Genomic DNA, 8,162 nt, shown 5'->3' on the forward strand with positions numbered 1-8,162 from the left:
CTGTTCGGCTGTCGGTTCCATGCGGAAACCACCCCTTTTCACTCTGGGGTGATTTCTATCACGGGACACGCGACCGCGCTGGGGGTCAACAGGTTTCGGGCCGGGCGGTGACAGCGCCCGGCCCGGCCTCCTCGATCAGTCGGCGGTGAACTGGATCGTTTTGAGCGACGGAGTCGACAGGTCGACATCGGCGCGGGTGACCGACTGCGTCGCCGAATCGTTGCGGTAGGCGGTGAGCCGGTAGCGCCCGGGCTGTAGTCCGCGGAAACTCACCTGCCCGTTGGCCCCGGTGGACATGTGCCGGTGAATATTGTCGCCACAGGCGTCGATGCCGGTGAGGACGATCTTGCCGCCCGCGATCGGCATGCGGTTCTTCGCGGTGATCAGCACCGCGTCGATCTGGCCCGCGGCCGCCGGGCTCGCACCGCGGACTCCCTGGCCGTTCTGCCGTGCCTGTCGTAGTTCCTCGCAGGGCGCCGCGTCCTGCGCGATCGAGTCGTCGGCGCCGGGGTGAGCCCCCGTGGCGGTCGCCGCCGTCCCCATCAGAGCTGTTGCCGCCAATCCGATCGCCAAACACTGGGAAATGACAAATCGTGGCATCGCGCCGTCTTCCTCCTACTTCCTGGCCTGACCTGAAAGTGCACGTGGACATTGCTGAGGTAACGCTCGGGCGGCAACAATACTGACGGGAATTCCGGCGCTGAAACCGGTGTTCCATAGAGGCGGTTGTGGCCGTTTTGTGCGACCGTTGAGCCCTCATGAAGGAGGATGTGTGAGCGACACTCGTAAGGCGATTCTGGCCGGTGGATGCTTCTGGGGCATGCAGGATCTGATCCGCCGGCAGCCCGGCGTACTGGCCACCAGGGTCGGCTACACCGGCGGCACCAACGACAATCCCACCTACCGCAATCACCCGGGCCACGCCGAGGCCGTCGAGATCGAATACGACCCGGCGCAGACCGACTACCGCGCGTTGCTCGAGTTCCTGTTCCAAATCCACGATCCGACCACCAAGGATCGCCAGGGCAACGATCTCGGCGACAGTTACCGTTCCGCGATCTTCTATCTCGACGACGATCAGCGCCGCGTCGCCGTCGATACCATCGCCGATGTCGACGCCTCGGGCCTGTGGCCGGGCAAGGTCGTCACCGAGGTGACCCCGGCGAGCACGTTCTGGGACGCCGAGCCCGAGCACCAGGACTACCTGATTCGCTACCCCGACGGCTACACCTGCCATTTTCCTCGTCCCGGCTGGAAACTCCCGAAGCGCGAGAACACCGGCAAGTAGCGTTTTCCATATGTCATGATCGGCTGTGTCGGCGTGACCGTGACGTCGGATCGGAGTACTCATATGAGCGGCAGCGGCCGTCTCGAACGATGAGGGGAAGCGATTCGGATGACATATGGACAGCAGCAACCCGGTTATCCTCCGGCGGGACCGACGCTCAGTGTCGGTGACGCCATCGGGTACGGGTGGACGAAATTCAAAGACAACGCGCTCGTGTGGATCGGGATGGTGGTCGTCGCATTCCTGATCCAGGCGGTGATCAGCTTCCTGTTCGGGCTCGGAAACTCCGGCGACACCGACTATGACGGCGGTGTCAGTTTCGGGTTCGGGCTCTGGCAGATCCTCGGCACCATCGTGAGCACGGTGATCGGATATCTGATCTCGGCGGCATTCGTGCGTGGCTCGCTGCACGAAACCGATGGCAACAAGCCCGGATTCGGGTCGTTCTTCCAGTTCACCAATGTGGGTGCGGTGATCATCGCCGGCCTGCTGGTCGGTCTGGCGACCGGCATCGGCCTGCTGCTGTGTGTGTTGCCGGGCCTGGTCGTCGCGTTCTTCACCTGGTGGACGATGCAGTTCGTGATCGACCGTGACCAGGACGGTGTCACCGCGATCAAGTCGAGTTTCTCGGCGATCTCGAGCAACGCGGGAACGCTGCTGCTGCTGGCGCTGGCGCTGTTCGGTATCAACATCGTCGGTGCGCTGCTGTGCGGCCTCGGCCTGCTCGTCACGATCCCGTTGACGATCATCGCCTCGACCTACGCCTACCGGCTTGTCACCGGTGGGCCGGTCGCCGGCGCGGCGAAGACCCCGGAGCCGGGATACCCGCAGCAATACGGCGGGCCCGCAGGGGGATTCGGCGGGCAGCCGGGGTACGGCGGTCCAGAAGGCGGACAGGGTTACGGCGGTCCCGGTTACGGCGGTCCCGAAGGTGGACCGGGTTACGGCGGGCCTGCGGGCGGTCCCGGTTACGGCGGTCCTGGCACCGGTGGTCCGGGCACGGGCGGACCGGGTTACGGGGGTCCTGGCACCGGTGGTCCGGGTACAGGCGGGCCGGGTTACGGGGGTCCGGGCACGGGCGGACCGGGTTACGGGGGTCCTGGCACCGGTGGTCCGGGCACGGGCGGGCCGGGATACGGCGGTCCCGAGCATCCGGATGGTCCCGATCTGGGCAAGCCCAATGACCAGGGCTGGGGTCCTGAAGGCAACCGCTGAGAGGTTGATCCCGAGGGGCGTGCGATGTCGTTCATCGCACGCCCCTCGTGCTGTTCACTCGCAGCCGATGCCGTCTCCGTCGCGGTCGAGGCCGTAGTCGTCGGGGCCGATCACCGTGACGCGGCCGGTGTAGACGGGGCCGTTGCCGCTACCGCCTTCGCAGTCCACATCGCTGACGATGGGCAGGCACGGGGTGTAGGAGGCGTGGCAGTTCGAGGGCTGCGCTGTTGCGACGGTCGGCGTGGCGATCGCGAACGCGAAGGCGGCGATGACGGCGGAACCGAGGGTGACGGCGTATTTCATGGTGCTCCATTCAATTATTCAGCGGCGCACAGTGTTTCACGGGTGGGTGATTTGTCGTAAATTTGCTTGTCGGTACCTGCCGGTAGCATCGGGGCACTCGGACAAGGGGGAGTGATGCGGGGGAAATGGCGGGCGCTGTCGTGGTGGGCACGGGGTGCGGTGATCGCGCTCGCCCTGGTTCTTGTGGTGACGCTTCCGGTGGCGGGGGTGGTAGCCGCCCTGCTGGTGCACAACATCGGCGAACAGTCCGAACAGGCGCGGACGCGAGGCAGAGACGCGGTCTGGCTCGGTCATGCCTGGGTGGACGGGCGCAAGACCGACGCCGATATCGACGGACTCGGGAAGTTGCTGGCAGGTACCGGAGTTCGGGATCTGTACGTCCATACGGGACCGTTGGAACACGACGGGAGTCTGCGCGACGATCTCGCACCGCGGGCGCAATGGTTCGTCGACGCGGTGCACGCGCGACTACCGGGAATTCGGGTGCAGTCGTGGCTCGGCGACATCGTGCAGCCCGAATTCGACGGCCTGGATGTGGAATCGGCGGCCTCGCGCGAGCGGGTGGTGGCATCGGCGCGGCGAGTGCTGGCCTACGGGTTCGACGGAGTGCATTACGACCTCGAACCCGTTCGGTCCGGGTCGCCGGGATTTCTCGCGCTGCTCGACGCGACTCGGGTCGTGACATCGGGGGCGCACGTCCAGCTGTCGGTCTCGGCGCCGGTGATCGATCCGCTGCCCGGATTGCATTCGGTGGGTTCGGCTGTCGCCGATCACGGAAAATGGTGGAGCCAAGCCTATTTCGCCGAGGTCGCCCGTCGCTCCGATCAGGTGGCGGTGATGTCCTATGACACGGCGATGCCTACCCGAGCTCTCTACAGCGGGTATGTGGCGCAGCAGACCGAACTCGCCGCCGAGGTGACACCGGACGGAGTCGATCTGTTGATGGGGGCACCCGCCTTCTGGGCCGACGACCCGGGCCATCACGGTGCTGCCGAGACCGTTGCCGCCGCGGTACGGGGGATTCGTCTCGGCCTGACCGACACCGACGTCGGCCGCGCAAATTTCGGTGTGGCCATGTATGTGGATTTCGCTGCCACGCCGCAGGATTGGGTCGACTATCGACGAGAGTGGTGCCGGATGGCCGAATGAATTCGGCGACCGTTCGATTTCGGATCGGCGGTATCGCCCGATCGCGGTTGGTTCCGCGCCGCCTGTTTGTCGCTATTCCGCAGTGGTGGGGACGACGGCGGGCGCGCAGATCTCGGTCAGCCATGGGTGATCCGGGTAGAGCTGGGTCAGCCAGGAATTCAGCCGGGTGAGCCGGTACTCGGGGAGAAGGGGCAGGACGCGGAGGAAATCGGCGTGGTCTTTGGGGCGGTTGGCTTTCGCCTTGAACAGCAGCACGACCTCGGGAACGAGATAGGGGATGCCGTTGGCCGTGGTGCGGATGAGTTCGGTGTAGGAGAGAGTGATCGTGGGGTCGCGGCGGCAGATCCAGGTGTCGCCGTCGTGCGGTTCACGGAAGACGTCGAGGTGGAAGGCGCCGGTGAAGGGGTCGCGCAGCCAGGTTTGATGGAGTTCGGGGTTGGACGCGGCCAGGGCATAGGGCCAGAGCTCGCCGCTGCCGACGACGTCCCATTCGTATTCGGGGAAGGCGGCGGCGATCTGGGGGAAATCCATTCGGGGAACGGTGATTTCGATGTCGTCGTGAGCGCGGGAGATCGCGCCCGCGAAGAGGTCGAGGGCCCAGCCGCCCGCGACGGCCCAGGGGGTCGGGCAGCTGGCGAGGCGGGCGGCGACCACGCTCGGGGTCCACGGGTCCCAGCGGCGGGCGGCTTCGGTTGCGGTGATCGGACGTCCCCCGTCCGGCGAGCTCATCTACCCATCCTCGGTACCCACGGCCGGGGGCGCAAGGCTGTTGTGGGCGATGGTGATCGAGACGAGACGGGTTTGTGAGGAAGTCAGCGTCGGCGGTCGGTGAGCCAGGCCAGGGGGCGGCGGTGGTGGGGTCGTGGGCGGTTTTCCCAGCGGGGGTTGTCCTCGTTACGGCGGTAGGCCGGGATCCGGCCCGCCACCGAGAAACGGAAAGTGGTTGCGATACCCACTACTTCGCCATCCGCGGCGACGGCGACGGGGGTTCTCGAGGTGACGGTGAGTTCGTGCATCTGACGTTCGCCGTAGACGCGGCTGTGCCCGATGGCGGCGAGCATCAGGGCGATGACGGCGCGGGTACGGGAGAACCGCACATCGGCGCGGAGCCAGCGGACGTCGAGCAGGCCCTCGTCCAGGCGGGAGCGGAAAGCGGGCACAGCACCGTGCGGGTGGTAGGGGCCGTTGCCGATGAACAGGAACCACATGTCGTGCCAGCGGTCGTCGAGCCGGATGTGGATCGGTTCCGCGCGGCGCAGCGTGACGACGAGGGCGGCGGCGAAGGCGGGCCACTTGCCCCAGCGGTCTTCCCACTTCTCGCGCAGGCGGACCAGCTCGGGGTAAGCGCCGATGCTCGCGGTGTTGATCCAATGGTGGGTGTAGGGGCCGTCGGTGGTGTCGAGTTCGACTGCGGCGATGTCGACTTCGACGGCTTCGCCGGTGCCGGTGGCATCGGCCACCTCGCGCAGGTCGTAGACGCCGAGGTCGCGGGCGAAGTGGTTCAGGGTGCCGGCGGGGATGACGACCAGGGGCAGGTTGTTGCGGACCGCGACGGCTGCCGCCGCGGCGATGGTTCCGTCTCCGCCCGCGGCACCGACCGCGAGGACCGAGGTGCGGTCGCTCGCCGTGCGATCCGCGGTGTCGCTGTCGGTCGCGACAGCGGTGTCGACTGCTTCCTGCAACACCTCGACGGCGTCACGGCCGGGTTCGGTGCGTACCAGGGTCGCGGCGGGCAGGGCTTCGGCGATGTCCGCCGTGGGGTCGTAGGAGGAGTCGCCGGAGCGGGGATTCACCAGCAGCAGCAGACCTTTGCCGTCGGCGAGGATGGGCGCGTCGTGCACGACGTGCGCGTCGGCCTCGTCGGATTCGCGAATCGGCCACCAGCGGCGGGTGGTGAGAGCGACAGCGGTGCCGACGCCGGCGCCGACCAGCACGTCGGACGGCCAGTGCGCGCCGGTGTGGATGCGCGAGTAGGCGACGGCGGCGGCCACCGGCGCGACGGCGAGCGCGGCGCGCGGGCTCTCCAGGGCGACGGCCGTGGCGAAGGCGGCGGCATTGGCGCTGTGGCCGGACGGGAAGGACGACGACACCGGCGCGGCGACCAGCCTGCGGCCCAGCGGCATCAGTTCGGCCGGCGGCCGCCGCCGCGGGATCAGCGTCTTGAGCACGAGGTTGACGACGAAGCTGCTGCCACCCAGCGCGATGACGCCGCGCAACGCCGCCCGTCGCGGGGGACCCGGCTTCACCGCGAGCGCCGCCGCCACGGCCAGCCATAGACCGCCGGTGTTGGCAGACCGGGTCAACCGCAGCATGCCGCGATCGACCGACGACTCCGGAATACGGGACACCGCCCGGCTCATCGTGTCGTCCATCCGGGCGACATGGCCGAAGCGTGCTCGGGGCAACTCACTCACACCCAGAACACTACCGCCGTTGGGCGTCACGATCTTTCGACGCGGACAGCGTCACCCGTGCACCCCTCGGTGGCGGGACGCGCTGTTCGCCTGGCTGAGGCAGCCGAGGTCGATCGGTCCGGTCGAGCCGGAGACGCCGCTCCGACGGAGGTTCATGCCCGCGATCCTCGCACCGGCGGGCGACGCGCGAAACCGGTCGGATCCCCGCAATTACGGGGGCAGGAAGCGGTAGGCGCGCCGCCCGATAAACTCTGCCCATGACCGACACCGCGCTGCTCGAGGGCCCCATCCACGCTGTTCATGTCGAACTCGGCGCCACCTTCGCGCCGTTCGGTGGGTGGGAGATGCCCGTGCAGTACGCGGGCACGGTCGGCGAGCACACGGCGGTGCGCACCACGGTCGGGCTCTTCGACGTGAGCCACCTCGGTAAGGCGACGGTCGCGGGTCGGGGAGCTGCGGCTTTCGTGAACTCGGCGCTGACCAACGACCTGGGCCGGATCCAGCCGGGCAAGGCGCAGTACACCCTGTGCTGTGCCGAGGACGGCGGCGTGATCGACGACCTGATCGCCTACTACGTCAGCGACGACGAGGTGTTCCTGGTGCCGAACGCGGCCAACACCGCGGCGGTGGTGGCCGAGTTGCGCAGGGTCGCTCCCGAGGGCATCACCGTCACCGACCAGCATCGCGACTACGCGGTGTTCGCGGTGCAGGGGCCCAAGGCCACCGAGGTGCTCACCGCACTCGGACTGCCCACCGAGATGGAGTACATGGCCTACGCCGACGCCGAGTGGCAGGGCCGCCCCGTGCGCGTGTGCCGGACCGGCTACACCGGCGAGCACGGCTACGAGCTGCTGCCGACGTGGGCCGACGCGGAGCCGCTGTTCCGTGCACTGATCGCGCAGGTCGAGGCCGAGGGCGGCCAGGCGGCCGGACTCGGCGCGCGCGACACCCTGCGCACCGAGATGGGCTACCCGCTGCACGGACACGAACTGTCCCTCGACATCACCCCGAACCAGGCCCGCACCGGCTGGGCCGTGGGCTGGAAGAAGCCGGAGTTCTGGGGCAAGGCCGCGCTCGAGCAGGAGAAGGCCGACGGCCCGCGCCGTACGCTGATGGGACTGAAGGCACTGGATCGCGGCGTGCTGCGCCAGGGCCAGACCGTGCTCCGCGACGGTGAGCCGGTCGGCGAGACCACCTCGGGGACGTTCTCACCGTCGCTCAAGGTCGGCATCGCGCTGGCGCTGCTCGACACCGACGCGAAGCTCGAACCCGGTGACGAGGTGGAGGTCGACGTGCGCGGGCGCAAGCTGCGCGCCGCGGTCGTCAAGCCGCCCTTCGTCGACACCAAGACCAAGTAACTCCCCCGTAGTGGGGGTGAGACAGCACCGAATCGGCCCGGATAGGATTCCCACCATGACAGTCGCCGCACAGTTCACCCGTATCCCGCATCCCGCGCCCACCCCGGCGCAGCGGCGGGACGAGGTACTGGCGGCCCCCGGTTTCGGACGATTCTTCACCGATCACATGGTGTCGATCGATTACGCCGACGGCCGGTGGGGCAACGCGCGCGTCGAACCGTACGGTCCGCTCTCGATGGACCCGGCGACCATGGTGTTCCACTACGGCCAGGCGATCTTCGAAGGGCTCAAGGCCTACCGTCAGCCCGGCGGCGAGATCGCGACCTTCCGCATCGATGCCAACGCCGCGCGGTTCCGCCGCTCGGCCGCGCGCATGGCGATGGCGGAATTGCCCGAGGAACTGTTCATCGAGTCCGTGCGCCAGCTCCTCGACGC

8 protein-coding genes and 1 pseudogene are annotated in these 8,162 nt (G+C 68.0%); 5 read left to right on the forward strand and 4 right to left on the reverse strand.

The genetic code is table 11. The features are described from left to right. Nucleotides 1-135: 135 nt before the first annotated feature. Nucleotides 136-600 carry a carboxypeptidase-like regulatory domain-containing protein gene (locus ACFWF3_RS15405; protein WP_378992486.1) on the reverse strand — a complete coding sequence of 155 codons (465 nt, stop codon included), beginning with the start codon at nt 598-600 and terminating at the stop codon, nt 136-138. A 172-nt stretch (nt 601-772) separates the two neighbouring features. Between ACFWF3_RS15405 and msrA the strand changes: the two genes are divergently transcribed. Continuing rightward, entirely contained in the window at nt 773-1,288 is a 516-nt protein-coding gene (gene msrA / locus ACFWF3_RS15410) for a peptide-methionine (S)-S-oxide reductase MsrA (protein ID WP_379314177.1), read from the forward strand. A 108-nt stretch (nt 1,289-1,396) separates the two neighbouring features. Further along, the gene (locus tag ACFWF3_RS15415; RefSeq protein ID WP_379314178.1) at nt 1,397-2,503 is read left to right on the forward strand and encodes a hypothetical protein; all 1,107 of its coding nucleotides are present in this window, start codon (nt 1,397-1,399) and stop codon (nt 2,501-2,503) included. Nucleotides 2,504-2,557: 54 nt separating this feature from the next. Here the strand turns inward: ACFWF3_RS15415 and ACFWF3_RS15420 are convergent, their stop codons facing one another. Next, complete coding sequence (locus ACFWF3_RS15420; protein ID WP_379314179.1) at nt 2,558-2,806, reverse strand: hypothetical protein; 249 nt, start codon at nt 2,804-2,806, stop codon at nt 2,558-2,560. A gap of 114 nt (nt 2,807-2,920) precedes the next feature. Here ACFWF3_RS15420 and ACFWF3_RS15425 point away from each other — a divergent pair, with 114 nt between their 5' ends. Next, nucleotides 2,921-3,955, forward strand: coding sequence for a hypothetical protein (locus ACFWF3_RS15425; RefSeq protein ID WP_379314180.1), 1,035 nt, complete (start codon nt 2,921-2,923; stop codon nt 3,953-3,955). Nucleotides 3,956-4,027: 72 nt separating this feature from the next. Here the strand turns inward: ACFWF3_RS15425 and ACFWF3_RS15430 are convergent, their stop codons facing one another. Next, nucleotides 4,028-4,684: a nucleotidyltransferase domain-containing protein gene (locus ACFWF3_RS15430; protein WP_379314181.1), complete on the reverse strand. Its 657-nt coding sequence runs from the start codon at nt 4,682-4,684 to the stop codon at nt 4,028-4,030. A gap of 83 nt (nt 4,685-4,767) precedes the next feature. Then, complete coding sequence (locus ACFWF3_RS15435; protein ID WP_379314182.1) at nt 4,768-6,369, reverse strand: phosphatase PAP2 family protein; 1,602 nt, start codon at nt 6,367-6,369, stop codon at nt 4,768-4,770. Between the two features lie 257 nt (nt 6,370-6,626). Here ACFWF3_RS15435 and gcvT point away from each other — a divergent pair, with 257 nt between their 5' ends. Further along, nucleotides 6,627-7,727: a glycine cleavage system aminomethyltransferase GcvT gene (gcvT, locus tag ACFWF3_RS15440; protein WP_379314183.1), complete on the forward strand. Its 1,101-nt coding sequence runs from the start codon at nt 6,627-6,629 to the stop codon at nt 7,725-7,727. A 55-nt stretch (nt 7,728-7,782) separates the two neighbouring features. Beyond that, a pseudogene (locus ACFWF3_RS15445) lies at nt 7,783-8,162 on the forward strand (branched chain amino acid aminotransferase); the annotation flags it as partial.

Source organism: Nocardia sp. NPDC060220, from assembly GCF_042727815.1.
Classification (GTDB): domain Bacteria; phylum Actinomycetota; class Actinomycetes; order Mycobacteriales; family Mycobacteriaceae; genus Nocardia.